General features: G+C 73.2%; 13 protein-coding genes. 5 read left to right on the forward strand and 8 right to left on the reverse strand.

The genetic code is table 11. The annotated features are described in order from the left end of the window. Positions 1-29 precede the first annotated feature (29 nt). The 3 genes from MPTA5024_RS24225 to MPTA5024_RS24235 all read left to right on the forward strand — a co-directional run bounded on the left by MPTA5024_RS24225 (position 30) and on the right by MPTA5024_RS24235 (position 5,276). Positions 30-2,687: a glycoside hydrolase family 2 protein gene (locus MPTA5024_RS24225; RefSeq protein ID WP_036328268.1), complete on the forward strand. Its 2,658-nt coding sequence runs from the start codon at positions 30-32 to the stop codon at positions 2,685-2,687. 102 nt (positions 2,688-2,789) lie between these two features. After that, positions 2,790-3,593, forward strand: a complete 804-nt coding sequence (locus MPTA5024_RS24230; RefSeq protein WP_036328269.1) for a purine-nucleoside phosphorylase — start codon at positions 2,790-2,792, stop codon at positions 3,591-3,593. 42 nt (positions 3,594-3,635) lie between these two features. Beyond that, on the forward strand, positions 3,636-5,276 hold the full coding sequence (locus MPTA5024_RS24235) for a phospho-sugar mutase (protein ID WP_036328270.1): 1,641 nt from the start codon (positions 3,636-3,638) through the stop codon (positions 5,274-5,276). Between the two features lie 85 nt (positions 5,277-5,361). On the opposite strand, the gene MPTA5024_RS24240 is transcribed toward MPTA5024_RS24235, so the two are convergent. The 4 genes from MPTA5024_RS24240 to MPTA5024_RS24255 all read right to left on the reverse strand — a co-directional run bounded on the left by MPTA5024_RS24240 (position 5,362) and on the right by MPTA5024_RS24255 (position 8,200). Beyond that, positions 5,362-5,949 carry a PH domain-containing protein gene (locus MPTA5024_RS24240; protein ID WP_036328271.1) on the reverse strand — a complete coding sequence of 196 codons (588 nt, stop codon included), beginning with the start codon at positions 5,947-5,949 and terminating at the stop codon, positions 5,362-5,364. Further along, positions 5,946-7,034, reverse strand: a complete 1,089-nt coding sequence (locus tag MPTA5024_RS24245) for an adenosine deaminase (RefSeq protein WP_036328272.1) — start codon at positions 7,032-7,034, stop codon at positions 5,946-5,948. Before MPTA5024_RS24245 ends, MPTA5024_RS24240 begins: the two co-directional genes overlap by 4 nt. A gap of 160 nt (positions 7,035-7,194) precedes the next feature. Further along, positions 7,195-7,548: a cupin domain-containing protein gene (locus tag MPTA5024_RS24250; RefSeq protein WP_036328274.1), complete on the reverse strand. Its 354-nt coding sequence runs from the start codon at positions 7,546-7,548 to the stop codon at positions 7,195-7,197. A gap of 13 nt (positions 7,549-7,561) precedes the next feature. Then, positions 7,562-8,200: an AMIN-like domain-containing (lipo)protein gene (locus MPTA5024_RS24255; RefSeq protein ID WP_036328277.1), complete on the reverse strand. Its 639-nt coding sequence runs from the start codon at positions 8,198-8,200 to the stop codon at positions 7,562-7,564. Between the two features lie 142 nt (positions 8,201-8,342). On the opposite strand from MPTA5024_RS24255, the gene MPTA5024_RS24260 reads away from it, so the two are divergent. Continuing rightward, positions 8,343-10,676 (forward strand): hypothetical protein, encoded by a 2,334-nt coding sequence (locus MPTA5024_RS24260; RefSeq protein ID WP_051458591.1) that lies wholly within the window; start codon positions 8,343-8,345, stop codon positions 10,674-10,676. A 62-nt stretch (positions 10,677-10,738) separates the two neighbouring features. Here the strand turns inward: MPTA5024_RS24260 and MPTA5024_RS24265 are convergent, their stop codons facing one another. Then, on the reverse strand, positions 10,739-12,154 hold the full coding sequence (locus tag MPTA5024_RS24265; protein WP_036328280.1) for an MFS transporter: 1,416 nt from the start codon (positions 12,152-12,154) through the stop codon (positions 10,739-10,741). A 108-nt stretch (positions 12,155-12,262) separates the two neighbouring features. On the opposite strand from MPTA5024_RS24265, the gene MPTA5024_RS24270 reads away from it, so the two are divergent. After that, positions 12,263-12,757, forward strand: a complete 495-nt coding sequence (locus MPTA5024_RS24270; RefSeq protein ID WP_063794756.1) for a MarR family winged helix-turn-helix transcriptional regulator — start codon at positions 12,263-12,265, stop codon at positions 12,755-12,757. A gap of 117 nt (positions 12,758-12,874) precedes the next feature. Here MPTA5024_RS24270 and MPTA5024_RS24275 read toward each other — a convergent pair whose 3' ends face one another. The 3 genes from MPTA5024_RS24275 to MPTA5024_RS24285 are packed head-to-tail and all read right to left on the reverse strand — an operon-like array spanning position 12,875 to position 15,841. Then, the gene (locus MPTA5024_RS24275; protein WP_036328283.1) at positions 12,875-14,161 is read right to left on the reverse strand and encodes a thymidine phosphorylase; all 1,287 of its coding nucleotides are present in this window, start codon (positions 14,159-14,161) and stop codon (positions 12,875-12,877) included. A gap of 10 nt (positions 14,162-14,171) precedes the next feature. Beyond that, positions 14,172-14,573, reverse strand: a complete 402-nt coding sequence (locus MPTA5024_RS24280) for a cytidine deaminase (RefSeq protein ID WP_036328290.1) — start codon at positions 14,571-14,573, stop codon at positions 14,172-14,174. After that, entirely contained in the window at positions 14,570-15,841 is a 1,272-nt protein-coding gene (locus MPTA5024_RS24285) for an ABC transporter permease (RefSeq protein ID WP_051458592.1), read from the reverse strand. Before MPTA5024_RS24285 ends, MPTA5024_RS24280 begins: the two co-directional genes overlap by 4 nt. Between the last annotated feature and the right edge of the window lie 14 nt (positions 15,842-15,855).

The following is a 15,855-nucleotide window of genomic DNA, read 5'->3' on the forward strand; positions in this document are numbered from 1 at the left end:
GCCGGCGCCCGCAGTGAGGAGTCCGTTCCATGCCCGTTGTCCGCAGGCGTTCCCGCCCGATCCTGTCCCGTCTGCTCGCGCTCCTGCTCGTCGTCCTCGCCGCCGGTGTCGTCGACGCCCGCGGCGCGACCGCGGCCACGGTCAGCTCGACGGAGCTGACCACCGGATTCGCGCTGAGGTCGGCGACCGGCCTCGCCGACACCGGCGCCGCCATCTCCCAGGTCGGCTACGGCACCGCGGGCTGGACCCCGGTGACGCTGCCCTCGACCGTCCTCGCCGGGCTGACCGCCGCCGGCGTCTACCAGAACATCTACTTCGGCCAGAACCTCAAGTCCGTCCCCGACCTGACGGGGCAGAACTGGTGGTTCCGCGGCGAGTTCACCGCGTCCGCGCTCACCCCGGGCCAGGTGTACTGGCTCCGTTTCAAGGGAATCAGCTACCGCGCGCAGATCTGGCTGAACGGGACCCGGATCGACGCCAACGCGGTCGGCACCATGGTGGCCCACGAGTACGACGTCACGAGCCTGATCAGACCCGGAGCGGCCAACGCCCTCGCCATACTGGTGACGCCGCCGGCCCACGGCTGCAAGGACCTGTCCTTCTGCACGGTCGACTGGAACCCCGAGGCGCCCGACATGAACGCCGGACTGTGGGGGCGGACGCTGCTCGACACCACGGGCCCGGTCGCCCTGCGCGACCCGTACGTCAGGACCGTCCTGCCGCTGCCCGCGACGAACGCCGCCGACCTGACCGTCTACGCCGACGCCGTGAACGCGACGAACGCCCCGGTCACCACGACCGTCAGCGGCACGATCACCAAGGCCGGCTATCCGACCGTGTCGTTCAGCCAGGACGTCACGCTCAACGCCGGCGAGCGGCGGGAGATCGTCTTCACGCCGGCGGCGTATCCGCAGCTCCACCTCGCCAACCCCGCCCTGTGGTGGCCGTACCAGTTCGGCACGCCGGACCTGTACCGGCTCTCGATGTCGGCGGCGACCGGCGGCGCGACCTCCGACACCAGGTCGATCGACTTCGGCGTCCGCCAGTTCACCGACTACCGGACGACCGTCAACGGGACGTCCTTCGCCGGATACAAGGTCAACGGCCAGAACATCCTGTTCCGCGGCGGCGGCTACATGTGGGACCTGCTCCAGCGCTGGGACACCGCGACCAACGCGGCGCACATCCAGTACGTCAAGGACATGGGCCTCAACACCATCCGCTTCGAGGGGACCCTCGGCAACGAGGAGCTCTACGACATGGCTGATAAGGCGGGCATCATGGTCATGCCCGGCTTCGTCTGCTGCAGCGCCTGGGAGGACGACAGCGGCTGGTCCGCCGAGCAGGCGCAGGTGGCCACCGCCTCCCTCGACAGCCAGATGCGGGCGATGCGCGCCCACGCGAGCGCCTTCCTGTGGACCTACGGCAGCGACCAGCCGCCCACCGCCGCGCACCTCACGGCCTACAAGAACGTCGCCGCCGCGCTGCACTGGCAGAACCCGACCCTCGACAACGTCGCCACCTGGTCCAACGCGAACGCCGGCATGAAGATGGACGGCCCCTACGTCTGGGAGCCGCCCGTGCTGTGGTGGGACACCACGAAGGCGGGCAGCGCGTTCGGGACCACCGGCGAGGAGGGCACCGAGGCGCCGCCGCCGCTGGAGAGCCTACAGAAGTTCCTCGCCCCGGCCGACCAGTGGCCGATCGGGACCGCGTGGAACTACCACTCCGGCGCGCCGGGCAGCGTCTTCGACAACACCACCCCGTACACCACAGGACTGACCAGCCGGTACGGCTCGGTCGCGAGCGCCGCGGAGTACTCGAAGAAGTCCGAGGTGCAGAACTACGAGAACACGCGGTCGTTCTTCGAGGCCTGGAACGCGCACGAGTACACCCAGTCGTTCGGCACGATCTTCTGGATGCTCGACAGCGCCTGGCCGTCCGTCCACTGGAACCTGTACGACTACTACTTCAAGCCGGGCGGCGGCTACTTCGGGGCCAAGAAGGCCAACGAGCCGGTGCACATCGCCTACGACTACGCCACCAGGAAGGTGTTCGTGGTCAATTCCGGCCTCGCGGCCCGCGGCGGACTGACCGCGACGGCGTCGGTCTACAGCATCCCTGACCTCGCGCAGAAGTACACGACGCAGGCGGCCGTCACCGCCCCCGCCAACGCCTCCACTCAGGTCCTGACCATCCCGGCGCTCACGGGGCTGTCGACCACCTACTTCCTGCGTCTCCAGCTGAAGGACGCCGGGGGCGCGGTCGTGAGCGACAACCTGTACTGGTACTCCACCCAGGCCGACGTGCTGGGCAACAAGAGCAACTGGTACCGGACGACGCCCAAGACCTACGCCAACCTCACCGGGCTGAACAGCCTGCCGTCCAACTCCGGCGTGACCGCCGCGGCCGCCCGTACCGCGAGCGGGGGGCGGGAGACCGTCACGATCACGCTGACCAACACGAGCGCGACGACCCTGGCGTTCTTCCTGCGCCCGGAGGTCACGGCCGGGAACGGCGGCGGCGAGGTCGCGCCCGTCACCTACTCCGGCAACTACCTCTCGCTGTGGCCCGGCGAGTCGACGAGGATCACCGCGTCCTACCTGACCGCCGACCTCCACGGCCAGGCGCCGTACCTGCGGGTGCGGGGCTACAACGTGCCGGCCACGTCGGCGCCCCTGCCGTAACGGCCCCCCGGCGGCGGGGATCCTCCATCCGAGGGTCTCCGCCGCCGATTCACGCGGGCGGTGTGGCGGGCGTGGTTCGTACCCTTCTGTACGCTACGTGAAGTGACCAACGACCCGTATCTGCTGGCGGCGGAGGCCGCGACCACGCTGAGGAACCTCACCGGCACCGCCTCGTTCGACGTCGCCCTCGTCATGGGCTCCGGCTGGGTGCCGGCCGCCGACGCGATCGGCGAGACGGTCGCCGAGTTCCCGGTGACCAAGCTGCCCGGCTTCTCCCCTCCCGCCGTCGCGGGCCACGCGGGCACGATTCGCGCCGTCCGGACGGGCGCCGGGCTCAACGCGCTGATCTTCCTCGGCCGCACGCACCTCTACGAGGGCCGCGGGGTCGAGCCGGTGGTGCACGGGGTCCGCACGGCCGTCGCGGCCGGCGCCCGCACCGTCGTGCTCACCAACGCCGCGGGCGGGCTGCGCCCCGAGACCCAGAACGTCGGCGACCCCGTCCTGATCAGCGACCACATCAACCTGACCGGGAGCAACCCGATCACCGGCGCGACGTTCGTCGACCTCACCGAGGTCTACAGCCGCCGGCTGCGGGAGCTGGCCCGCGAGGTCGACCCGTCCCTCGCCGAGGGCGTCTACGTGGCCTTCCGCGGCCCGACGTACGAGACCCCGGCGGAGATCCGGATGCTGCGCACGCTCGGCGGCGACCTCGTCGGCATGTCGACCGTGCTGGAGGCGATCGCCGCCCGGGAGGCGGGCGCCGAGGTCCTCGGCGTCTCCCTGGTGACCAACCCGGGCGCGGGCCTGGTCGGCGAGCCGCTCAACCACGAGGAGGTCCTGGAGGTCGGCCGCGCGACGGCCGCCCGCATGGGAGGGCTCCTCGCCAAGGTCGTCGACAAGCTCTAGGGAAGAGCCGGCAGGCTCCAGGAAGAACGGCAAGGAGAACGCGTGACCCCCACCGACCTCGTACGGCTCGCCCGTGAGTGGCGGGACCAGGATCCCGACCCGCGGACGCGGGCCGAGCTGGACGACCTCTTGGAGCGGGAGGACCTGGCCGCGCTGGGTGACCGGTTCGGGGTCAAGCTCGAGTTCGGCACGGCGGGCCTGCGCGGCGAGCTGGGCGCCGGACCCAACCGGATGAACCGCGTCACGGTCATGCGGGCCGCCGCGGGGCTGGCCCGGGTCCTCGGTCCCGGGAAGCACGTCGTGATCGGCTACGACGGCCGGCACAACTCGGACGTGTTCGCCGCCGACACGGCCGCCGTGCTCACGGGTGCGGGGCTGCGGGCCTCGGTCATGGGCGCCAGATGGCCCACCCCGGTCCTGGCCTTCGCCGTCCGGCACCTCGGCGCCGACGCGGGCGTGATGGTCACCGCGTCGCACAACCCGCCCAGGGACAACGGCTACAAGGTCTACTGGGGCGACGGCGCGCAGATCGTGCCGCCGCTCGACCAGGAGATCTCCCACGCCATCGACGCCGTAGGCCGGGTGGACGAGCTCCCGCTCGGCGAGGGATGGACGACGCTCGGGCACGGCGACATCGTCGAGCCGTACCTGGAGGCCGTGACGTCCCTGCCGATCGGCGACGCCCGGGACCTGTCGGTCGCCTACACGCCCATGCACGGCGTCGGCGGCTCGACGCTGTCGCAGGCGTTCCTCAGGGCCGGCTTCGCCGCTCCGGCCATGGTCGGGGCGCAGACGAAGCCCGATCCCGACTTCCCGACCGTGGCGTTCCCCAACCCGGAGGAGCCGGGCGCCATGGACCTCGCGCTCGACCTCGCCGCCTCGATCGGCGCGGACCTGGTCGTCGCCAACGACCCCGACGCCGACCGGTGCGCGGCCGGCACGCAGCTGCCGGGCGGGGGCTACCGCATGCTGACCGGCGACGAGGTGGGCGGCCTGCTGGCCGAGCACGTGCTGCGGCACACCACCGGGGACGACCGGCTGGTGGCCACCTCGATCGTGTCGTCGTCGCTGCTCGGCAGGATCGCCGAGGCGTACGGCGTGCGGCACGCCGAGACCCTCACCGGCTTCAAGTGGATCATGAAGTCGGGGCCGGGCCTGGTGTTCGGCTACGAGGAGGCGCTCGGCTACAGCGTCGGCTCGGACGCCGGCCTGCCGGTGCACGACAAGGACGGCATCGGCGCCGCGCTGGCCGTGGCCGGGCTGGCCGCCGCCGCCAAGCGGGACGGCCTGACACTGCTCGACCTGCTCGACGAGCAGGCCCGCCGGTACGGCCTGCACGCGACCGGCCAGCTCTCGTTCCGGGTGGAGGACCTGTCGCTGATCGCCGAGGCGATGGAGCGCCTGCGCGCCCACCCGCCGGTCGAGCTGGCCGGCAGGGCCGTGGAGTCGGTGGAGGACCTGTCGGAGGGCGCCGGCGGGCTCCCGCCCACCGAGGGCCTGCGCTACCGCCTCGCCGCAGACGCCCGGATCGTCGTACGGCCCAGCGGCACCGAGCCCAAGCTCAAGTGCTACCTGGAGGTCGTCGTCCCGGTGGACGGCGGCGACGTGGCCGCTGCCCGCGCGAAGGGCGCGCGGGACCTGGAGGCCCTGAGGAAGGACCTGGCCGTCGCCCTCGGCCTGTGAGCCCGGCGCCGGGACCCCCCGGGGTCCCGGCGATCAGGCCACACGTCCCGGCCGCCCCGGCCGGGACGTCACGAGGTGGAGCGGATCAGGCGAGGACGATCGTCACGACGACCAGCGCGACTGCGGCGGCGACGGCCGCCACCGCCCACGGCGACCAGGTGACGCGCGTCTCGCCCGCCGCGGTCTCCCGCCGGGTCCTGCTCATCTCCGTGAGCTGCTGGGCCACCCAGTCGGCGTGGGTGCGCCCGCCGACGGCCTCGGCCGCCGCCCGCTCCGCCTTCGACGTACGGGACGAGGAGAGGGCCCTGCTCGCCCGGCTCGCGGCCTTGGCCCGTTCCCTGGCCGTGGCCTGCGGGGTCCAGCAGCGGACGGCCAGGGGCCCCGACTCGATGACGATCGTGCTCGCCACGATCACGTCGTCCACGGCGTTCCAGGGGATGTAGGCGTCGCGCAGCACGTTGCGCACCCGTACCCCGCCGTCCTCAGCCACGATCGCCGGGCGCAGCGCCATGAGGAACACCAGCGCCGTGAGCACGCCGAGCACGCAGCCCGCGATCAGCGCCGACGGCATCGAGCCGTGCGCGACCAGGTCCCAGACATTCCAGGCGGTGAACACCAGCCAGGCCCAGCCGAAGAGCCAGGCCAGCCTCGACCGGTACGTCTGCCTGCTCACGCGTGCCACTTCAGCTGGGCGAAGCCGGGCTTGATCAGGCCGTTGATCAGCGACAGCCGCTCGTCGAACGGGATGAACGCGGACTTCATGGCGTTGACCGTGAACCACTGCAGGTCGTCCCAGTCGTAGCCGAACGCCTCCACCAGCGCGGCGAACTCCCCCGACAGGCTCGTCCTGCTCATGAGCCGGTTGTCGGTGTTGACCGTCACCCGGAAGTAGAGCCGGCGGAGCAGGCCGATCGGGTGCCCGGCGATCGACGGCGCCGCCCCCGTCTGCACGTTGGAGGTCGGGCACATCTCCAGCGGGATCCGCTTGTCGCGGACGTAGGCGGCCAGCCGTCCGAGCTTGGCCTCCCCGTCCCCGGACACCGCGATGTCGTCGATGATCCGCACGCCGTGGCCGAGCCGGTCGGCCCCGCACCATTGGATGGCCTGCCAGATCGAGGGCAGCCCGAATCCCTCGCCCGCGTGGATCGTGAAGTGGGCGTTCTCCCGCTGCAGGTACTCGAACGCGTCGAGGTGCCGGGTGGGCGGGTAGCCCGCCTCCGCGCCGGCGATGTCGAAGCCGACCACGCCGAGGTCGCGGTAGCGCACGGAGAGCTCGGCGATCTCCATCGACCGCGCCTGGTGGCGCATGGCGGTGAGCAGCGTGCCGACGCGGATCCTCGGCTCCCCGTCCGGGCCCGCCGAGCCCTGACGGAAGCCCTCCAGCACGGCCTCCACCACCTGGTCGAGGGTGAGCCCGGCCGACGTGTGCTGCTCCGGCGCGAAGCGGACCTCGGCGTAGACGACGCCGTCGTCCGCCAGGTCCTCCGCGCACTCGGCGGCGACCCGCACCAGGGCCTCGCGCGTCTGCATCACGCCGACCGTGTGGGCGAACGTCTCCAGGTAGCGCTCCAGCGACCCCGAGTCGGACGCGTCGCGGAACCACTCGCCGAGGCCGTCCGGGTCGTACGACGGCAGCTCATGGCCGTTCTCACGGGCGAGATCGATGATCGTCGCCGGGCGCAGCCCGCCGTCCAGGTGGTCGTGCAGCAGCACCTTCGGAGCCTTGCGGATCTCCTCCAGAGAGGGCAGCCGGCTCATGCGGACACCTCCCCGCGCGGCTCGGGGCGGCGTCCGCCGATGACGCCGCGCCGGCCGATGCGCTCGCTCCGCTCGCTCATCCGCCCTCCTCGCTCCGGTCGCTCATGTCGCAATCCTATGGCCGGGCGCGGGGGCGTCCCCGGGCCGGACCTGCCGATTCTCACTCGTCCCTGTTGGCGGTCTCCGGCGAGAACGCCGGCAGGCACACCGCCACGTACTCGGCCCCGGACGGCCCGGAGCTGTAGCGGATCTTCTCTCCCGGCTCGCTCACGAACGCCTGCCCGGCCTCCACGACCGTCGTGCCCCCGGCGTGCTCCACCACGACCGAGCCCGACAGCACCAGCGTGTACTCGGCGAACTCCGGCGTCTGCGCCGGCTCCTCCCACCCGGGCGGCGCGACCATCCGCGCGATGGAGATCCGGTCGTCCCCGCTGTTCACACGTCCGACGAACTCGTCAATGACCTTGCCACCCGGCACGGGGATGCGGGTGGGCTCGTCGATCCTCCTGACCATGCCGCCCAGTCTGTCAGCGTCCCACGTCGATCACGAGGCGGGTCGGCCCCCGCTGCTCGGTCACCCGGAACGGCGCCCGGTGGTCGAGCACGAGTCCGACGCTGACGACGCCCTCGAAGTCGCCGTTGTTGACGATGCGGGTGACGTTGGGCAGGTTCGCGGCCACCTGGCGGGGGCCGGGCCACGTGCGTCTCCCCTCCAGGTCGTGCGCGCTCGCCGGGACCAGCGTGAGCTGGAGATAGGCCCCGCCGCGGGCGCTCACCGGCGTCCCCGACCCGTCCTGCAGCAGCTTGTCGACCCAGTCGGCCGTGTAGCCGGTCATCTGCCCCTTCAGCTCGATGACCACCCGGTCGTAGCCGTCGTGGGCCGCGTACCGGACGCCCGTGACGATCGGGGGGTCCGTGGGGCCGCGCTCGACCCGTACCGGCTCGGTCGAGGTGGGCGGCGGAGGCTCGCTCGAAGCGCCCGGCCCGCCGGGAGAGGCCGGCGCGCTCGCGTCCGGGCCTCCGGTGGCGGCGGCAGCGGTGGAGGTGGTCACGGCGGTCGGGACGGCCGGCCCGGAGGACGGCGCCGGCGAGCCCGCCGCGCCGCCGCCTCCACAGGCGGTGAGAGCGGCGAGCAGGAGGAGGGCGAGGGCGGGACGGGTGATCATGACGGGCTTCTTTCGCGTTGCTGTCCGCCCGTTAGATGCGGGGATCATGTCGTGGGTTCACACGTTCGGCTACTCTGAGCGCCCCGAATGCCAACGAGCGCGACGAATGCGTATTTACGATCAGACGACCAGGACGTGGACCGTGATCGACAGACCGAGCCGGAGCCGCCCCTCGGCCGGACGGGGCGCGGCGATGCGGAAGCTGCCGGGGTTCGCCGCCTTCGCCGCGGACCAGGCGCCGGTGCTGGCGCGGACGGCCTACCTGCTGACCGGCGACGCGTCCGCGAGCCGTCGGCTGGTGGAGGCGGCGCTGACGTCCGTGGCGGACCGCTGGAGCGCCGTGCGCTGGTCGTTCCCCGCCCACGAGGCCCGTGCCGCGCTCTTCGCGGCCGGCCTCAGACGGACGCGCTCCCCGCGCATGCCGTCCGCGGACGCCTCCAAGCCCGTCTCTTCCCCGGCCGACTCGGCCGGCTCTTCCCGGGTCGGCTCGTTCCCGGCTGACTCGTCCCCGGCTGGCTCGTCCCCGGCCGACTCCGCCGGCTCTTCCCGGGTCGGCTCGTTCCCGGCTGACTCGTCCTCAGCCGATCGCGCCGGTCTCGTGGCCGCGCTGGCGGCGCTGCCGCCGCGTGGGCGGGCGCTGGTCGTGGCCCGCTTCCACGAGGGCGCCGGCGAACGGCAGGCCGCCGACCTGTGCCGCACGAAGCCCACGACCGCCGGCGCCGAGACCGCCGCGGCCCTCGCGGAGCTGCGCCGCCGCCTCCCCCACCTCGCCGGGTACGCCCCGGAGGAACCGGAGGAAGCCCGCGAAGCGGACGAGGAGACGGCGTCGGCGTCCTCGGACCCGCCGCCCACCCCCGGCCCGGACGAGCCCGCCCGGCGGGAGACGGCCGCGGCGTCCGGTTCGGGAATGCCGCCGTGGGTGTCCCCCTCCTCGCCGCCGGAGCTGGGCCCGTGGGCGTCCCCCGACGGGTCTCCGTACGGGAACGGGCGGGACGGCGGCCCCGACGGCGGCGACGGCCACGGCGGCGACGGCGGACCGCGGCACCCGGGCGACGCGTGGCGGCCGGAGGACGCCGGGGAGGACCCCTGGCACGAGGGGCTGCGGCGCGCCCTGGCCGGCCTCGCCAGCGAGGCGCCACCCTTCGCACGCCACGCACCGCCGCTCGACGCCCACCGCGCACCGCCGATCGACGCCGGCCTCGCCCGCGAGGCTCCGGCCCTCGATCCCGCCCTCGCCGTGACCCCGGCGGATGGAGACGCCGAGGACGGCTTCGTGGCCGGCGTGCTCGACTCCGTGGTCCGGCATCGGGCCCGCAGGACGGCCTTCACCACGAGCGTCGTCGTGACGATGGCGGCCCTCGTCGTGACGCCGTTCGCGTTCGGCCTGGCGGCCGTGGTGAGCAGGGCGCAGGACGCCTCCGCCGTCCCCGTCCACAGCCCCATGACGACGATGCCCAAGGAGGCGTCTCCCGCCGAGGGGCCCGACGGGACGCCCGGCCCGCTGCCGTCCGTTGTGCGCGACCCGATCCGGTACGCGTACCGGGGCTCGTGCACCGGCTTCGAGGACGAGGTCGAGGAGGGCGACGAGGCGAACGACGAGGCAGGCGGCGGCCCGGTCTGTGAGCAGTGGCGCGTGGTCACGACCGGGGGCGAGCAGTGGCGCGTCCCCGACGTCGACCTCGGCCAGGGGACCGGACGGCGGCTGCAGTTCGCCGTGAGCGCCGACGGCAACCGGATGGCCTACTTCAGCACGAACCTGCCCGACTTCGTGGTGATGGACAGGCGGCACTCGGTCCCCGAGTGGAGCGAGATCTCCGACGGGATGGAGCGGATCCCGCACGACACGGGCCTGGTCATCTCCCCTGCGGGGCGGTGGATCGCCGTCGACTTCGGCGCCGGGGCCCGCGCGCCGAAGCCCCGCCTGCACGACTTCACCAGGAACCGGACCTGGGTGCTGCCGCAGCGCGTCGAGGTGCTGGCCGTGGCCGAGAACGGCACGCTCACCGCCACGCTCACCCGTGACGACCCCCACGCGCCGGGCCGCCTCCGCACCACGACGCTCGTGCGGATCCGGCCGGACGGACGGGTGCTGAGCCACGTCCGCGTCGACCCCGCCCTGTTCGGCGCCGGGGCCGCGCCGTCCCCCGACGGCCGCCTGCTGGCCCTGGCGTCCGAGCGCGCCCATCCGCGTCAGGGCGACCACGGCCTGCTGGTGACCATGGACGTGGCCACCGGACGGCTGCGCGGCCGGGTCGAGGCGGCGCTCGCGTCCCGCACGCGTCTGCTCGGCGTCCGCGGCTGGGCCGACGACCACGAGGTCCTCGTGGAGGCCGCGCGGACGGCCGGCGAGGACGGGGACGACGGGATGACCCTTCAGGCGGTCGACGTGCGCAGCGGGTCGGCCCGCCCGATCGCGCTGGGCGGGACGGGCCGCCTCCCGGCCACCTGGGTCCCCGGCGTGATCGCGGCGCCCTGACCCCTCCCGAACGCGGCGAAGGGGCGCCCCGGAGAACCGGGACGCCCCTGGAGTGAGAGTGGTCAGGCCGCTTCGAGCACCCGTTCCTCGACAGCCTCCGGCACGCGCGGCCGCTGCCGGACGCCGGTGAGGGCGACGCCGAGGCCGATCAGGGCGAACAGCGCCGACACGATGATCGCGGCGCGGAAGCGCACGATGGGGTCCCCGCCCGTGCCGGCGGTCAGCACGGCCGTGACGATCGCGAGCACGACGGCCCCGCCGACCTGGCCCGAGGTGTTGAGCAGCCCGGAGGCGAGTCCCTGCTCCTCGTCGGGCACGCCCGCCGTGGCCTGGATGTTCAGCGAGGGGAACGACAGGGCGAACGCGATGCCCAGTAGGACCATGCCCGGCAGCACCATCGTCAGCAGGCTCGGGTGGAGGTCCACCCGGAGGAACAGGGCGTAGCCCGCGAGCAGCGCGACCGACCCGACGGCGATCAGCCGCGAGGTGCCGAAGCGGTCGGCGAGGCCGCCCATCTTCGTCGAGGTCACCGCCACCAGCAGCCCGGCCGGCAGGAACGCTAACGCCGTCTGCAGGGCGCTCCAGCCGAGCAGGTTCTGGAAGTACTGCATGGCCACGAACTGGAAGCCGACGTACGAGCCGAACAGGATGACGAGCCCGATGTTGGCCCGGGCCAGCGGCGCCGACCGCAGGATCCCGAGGCGGACGAGCGGGTGCCGGACCCGGCGCTCGATCAGCACGAACAGCCCGAGCAGGGCGGCAGAACCGGCGAGCGACAGCGCGGTGCGCACCGGGCTCACCTTGGGCGCCTCGACGACCGTGAAGACGAGCAGCAGCATGGCGCCGGTGACGGCGACGGCCCCGAACAGGTCGTGCCCGCCCTCGCCGCGCTCCTCGCCCCGCGCCAGCAGGCGCAGGCCCGCGACGAGCGCGATGAGGGCGACCGGGACCGGCATGAGGAAGGTCCAGCGCCAGCCGATCTCGGTCAGCAGCCCGGACAGGACGAGCCCGAGCGAGAACCCGCTCGCGCCGCAGGCGGTGAAGATGCTGAGGGCCCGGTTGCGGGCGGGCCCCTCGGCGAAGGTCGTGGTGATGATGGACAGAGCCGCCGGAGCGGTGAACGCGGCGCTGATGCCCTTGACGAAGCGGGCCGCGATCAGCAGCGTGCCGTCGGTCATCAGGCCGCCGAGCAGCGACGCGACGGCGAACACCACCAGCGCGGCGAGGAACACCCGGCGGCGGCCGAGCAGGTCGGCGGTCCGGCCCCCGAGCAGCAGCAGACCGCCGTACCCGAGCACATAGCCGCTCACGACCCACTGCAGGGACGAGGTGGACATGCCGAGGTCGGCCTGGATGGAGGGAAGGGCGACACCGACCATCGACACGTCGAGGGCGTCGAGGAACACCACGGCGCACAGGACGGTGAGGGCACCCCAAAGGCGCGCCCCCCAGCGCGCGTCTTGTATGGAGGAGGTCATGCCGGAGAACTTACATGCACATGCATTCAATGCACAAGCAAATAATGCGTTTGCATATAATTACCGTGCATGGTAGGCTCGCGCGAAGAAAGGCGGTCGGGAGTGCCCATGAACGAGACCGACTCCGATTTCGTGGTGATGGCCTGGCGCGAGCTGCTCGCCCGCCACGCCCAGGTGTCCTGCGCCCTGGAACGGGAGCTGGGCGACAAGCACGGCCTCGGCGTGAGCGAGTTCGAGGTGCTGGAGCGGCTCGCGGAGAACCTGGCGACCTGCTCGTCCCACGACAGGACCCAGCTGCGCGTCCAGGAGCTCGCCGGTCAGGTCCACCTCAGCCAGAGCGCCCTGTCCCGGCTGATCGCGCGGCTGGAGCGCGACGGACTCGTCGCCCGGGCGCTGTGCGAGGCCGACCGCCGCGGCGTGTTCGTCCACATCACCGACGAGGGCCGCAGGCGTCACGCCGAGGCCACCCCGACCCACCGGGCCGTCCTGGCCGCGCACCTGTTCCCGCACCTGGTCACCGCGCAGGGCACGGCCGCGGGGACCTGCTTGGGGGAGTCCGCGCCCACCGCCGCCGAGTCCTCCCGCACCACGGCCACCGCCTGACCGCTGGGCGGCCCGTCACGCGCCCGGCGCCCAACGCTCAGGCGCGGCCTGCTGTCACATGAACGCGTGAGCACGCGGCCGAGCCGCCGGCGACGAACCGAGGCACGCGGCCGGCCGTCAGGCGGTGATGCGGTCGACGACCAGCGGGAGCAGGTCGTCCGAGACGGACTCCCCGATCTCGTAGGCGCCGTCGAGGGCCTGGAGCGCGCGCTCGAACCGGGCGGTCTCGTCGGCGTGCAGCGTCATCAGCGGCTGCCCCTCCCGGACGCGGTCGCCCGGCTTGGCGTGCAGCGTGATGCCCGCACCCGCCGACACCGAGTCCTCCTTGCGGGCGCGCCCGGCGCCGAGCCGCCAGGCGGCGACGCCCACCTTGAGGGCGTCCAGCGTGCCGAGCACGCCGGACGACGGCGCGGTGACCTCGACGAACTCGGCCGCCTTCGGCAGGAGGGCGTCAGGGTCCCCGCCCTGGGCCCGGATCATGCGCCGCCAGGCGTCCATGGCCGAGCCGTCCTTCAGGGCCTCCTCGGGGTCCTTCGCCCCCGCCACCCCGGCGGCCTCCAGCATCTCCCTCGCGAGCCTTACGGTGAGCTCGACCACGTCGGAGGGGCCGCCGCCGGCGAGGACCTCGACGGACTCCTCGACCTCCAGGCCGTTGCCCACCGCCCGCCCGAGCGGCCGGTCCATGGCGGTGAGCAGGGCGACGGTCCTGACCCCGGCGTCGGTCCCGAGGGCGACCATGGTGCGGGCCAGCTCGCGGGCGTCGGCCACGTTCTTCATGAACGCGCCCGAGCCCACCTTGACGTCGAGGACGAGCGACCCGGTGCCCTCGGCGATCTTCTTGGACATGATCGAGGAGGCGATCAGCGGGATCGACTCGACCGTGCCGGTCACGTCGCGCAGCGCGTAGAGCTTCTTGTCTGCCGGCGCGAGCCCGGCGCCCGCGGCGCAGACGACCGCCCCGGACGCGCGGATGACCTGGAGCATCTCCTCGTTGGACAGCGAGGCCCGCCAGCCGGGGATGGACTCCAGCTTGTCCAGCGTGCCCCCGGTGTGGCCGAGGCCGCGGCCCGACAGCTGCGGGACGTACGCCCCGCAGGCCGCCACCAGCGGGGCGAGCGGCAGCGTGATCTTGTCGCCGACCCCGCCGGTCGAGTGCTTGTCCGCGGTCGGGCGGTCGAGGGACGACCAGTCCATCCGCTCGCCCGAACGGATCATCGCCTGGGTCCAGTCCGCGATCTCCCGGCGGTTCATGCCGTTCAGCAGGATCGCCATCAGCAGCGCCGACATCTGCTCGTCGGCCACCGCGCCCCGCGTGTACGCGTCCACGACCCAGTCGATCTGGGCCGTGGACAGCTCCCCGCGGTCGCGCTTGGTGCTGATGATCTCGATCGCGTCGAACCCCATGCTCGCTCCCCTATCGCGACAGGTCGTCCGGGCCGAAGGCGAACGGCAGGAAGTCCGCCATCCGCATCGGCCCATCGGGCGTCTCCACCAGCAGGTCGCCGCCACCGTGCTCGAAGAGCAGCTGGCGGCAGCGCCCGCACGGCATCAGCAGCTCCCCGTGGCCGTCCACGCAGGTGAACGCCACCAGGCGGCCGCCGCCGCCGGCGTGCAGGGCCGACACCAGCCCGCACTCGGCGCACAGCCCCACGCCGTACGAGGCGTTCTCCACGTTGCAGCCGGTGACCACCCGGCCGTCGTCCACGAGGGCCGCGGCCCCCACGGGGAACTTCGAGTACGGCGCGTAGGCGTGGGCCATGGCCTCGCGCGCCTCGGCGCGCAGGGCCTCCCAGTCGATGCTCGCGGGTCCGGTCATGTCGTCTGCCCCCTCCGGTACGGCAGGCCGTCGGCCGCCGGCATGCGCAGCCGCTGGGACGCCAGCGACAGCACCAGCAGCGTGGTCAGGTGGGGGGTGAACGAGGTGAACTGCTCGGGGACCGTGTGGGTCAGGGCGAACACCACGAAGACGACGACCGCGCCGATCGCGGTGAACAGGGCCGCCCTGGTCCTGCGCTGCCGTACGAGCTGGTAGACCGCGACGGCGGCCAGCAGCAGGGCGACGGCGAGCAGCAGCGCGTGCACCGAGGCGCCGCCCTGGCGCAGTTGGAGGGCGTCGGTGTAGCCGAACAGGGTGGCGCCGCCGGCGAGCATGCCGGGACGCCAGTTGCCGAAGATCATCGCGGCGAGGCCGATGTACCCGCGGCCGCCCGTCTGCCCGTCCCGGTAGATCCCGGCGGCCACGATCGACAGGAACGCCCCGCCGAGCCCGGCCAGGAAGCCGGAGACGAGCACGGCGAGCCACTTGTACAGGTAGACGTTGACGCCCAGCGACTCGGCGGCCACCGGCCGCTCGCCGCAGGCCCGCAGGCGCAGCCCGAAGGCGGTGCGCCACAGCAGGTAGAACGTCAGCGGCACGAGCAAGATCGCCAGGATCGTGAACGACGAGACGTTCTGGGTGACGCCCCGCAGGATCCCGGCCACGTCCGACAGCAGGAACCAGTGCCGGGCCTCCAGCGACCGCAGCGGGTCGCCGATCCCCGGGATGCCCAGCGTCGGCAGCGACGGCAGCGGCGGCGACTGCTTGGCGCCGCCGCCCGGCATGCCGTCGAAGACCAGCTTCGACAGGTACTGGGTGAAGCCGAGGCCCACGATGTTGATCGCGACGCCGGAGATGATGTGGTCGACGCCGAACGTCACGGTCGCGACCGCGTGGACGGCGCCGCCCAGGGCCCCGCCGATCGCGCCCGCCAGCACGCCGGCCCACGGGTTGTGGAACTGCAGGGCGCCCCACGCCCCGAACCAGGTGCCGAGGACCATCATGCCCTCGAGGCCGATGTTGACCACGCCGGCCCGCTCCGACCACAGGCCGCCGAGGCCCGCGAGGCCGATGGGCACGGCCAGGCCGAGCGCGGCGCTGACCGTGCCGGCCGAGGTGATGTCGTTGGCCCCGGTGACCACCCGGGCGACCGAGAGCAGCACGACCAGCCCGGCGATCCCCAGCAGCAGCACCGGCGTCGTCAGCCGGAACCGGCGCGCCGGCGGGGCGTCCACCGGGCGGCCCACGGAAAGGCCCGTCGCCGTCATGCCCGCTCCCCGCC

The sequence above is a fragment of the Microbispora sp. ATCC PTA-5024 genome (assembly GCF_000511135.2).
GTDB classification, from domain to species: domain Bacteria; phylum Actinomycetota; class Actinomycetes; order Streptosporangiales; family Streptosporangiaceae; genus Microbispora; species Microbispora corallina.

Bases quoted from the DNA above. Each gene is read 5' to 3' on its own strand.
- MPTA5024_RS24270 (WP_063794756.1), top strand. From the start codon at position 12,263: ATGAACGAGACCGACTCCGATTTCGTGGTGATGGCCTGGCGCGAGCTG.
- MPTA5024_RS24255 (WP_036328277.1), bottom strand. From the start codon at position 8,200: ATGATCACCCGTCCCGCCCTCGCCCTCCTCCTGCTCGCCGCTCTCACC.
- MPTA5024_RS24245 (WP_036328272.1), bottom strand. From the start codon at position 7,034: ATGAGCCGGCTGCCCTCTCTGGAGGAGATCCGCAAGGCTCCGAAGGTG.
- MPTA5024_RS24285 (WP_051458592.1), bottom strand. From the start codon at position 15,841: ATGACGGCGACGGGCCTTTCCGTGGGCCGCCCGGTGGACGCCCCGCCG.
- MPTA5024_RS24280 (WP_036328290.1), bottom strand. From the start codon at position 14,573: ATGACCGGACCCGCGAGCATCGACTGGGAGGCCCTGCGCGCCGAGGCG.
- MPTA5024_RS24265 (WP_036328280.1), bottom strand. From the start codon at position 12,154: ATGACCTCCTCCATACAAGACGCGCGCTGGGGGGCGCGCCTTTGGGGT.
- MPTA5024_RS24275 (WP_036328283.1), bottom strand. From the start codon at position 14,161: ATGGGGTTCGACGCGATCGAGATCATCAGCACCAAGCGCGACCGCGGG.
- MPTA5024_RS24250 (WP_036328274.1), bottom strand. From the start codon at position 7,548: ATGGTCAGGAGGATCGACGAGCCCACCCGCATCCCCGTGCCGGGTGGC.
- MPTA5024_RS24225 (WP_036328268.1), top strand. From the start codon at position 30: ATGCCCGTTGTCCGCAGGCGTTCCCGCCCGATCCTGTCCCGTCTGCTC.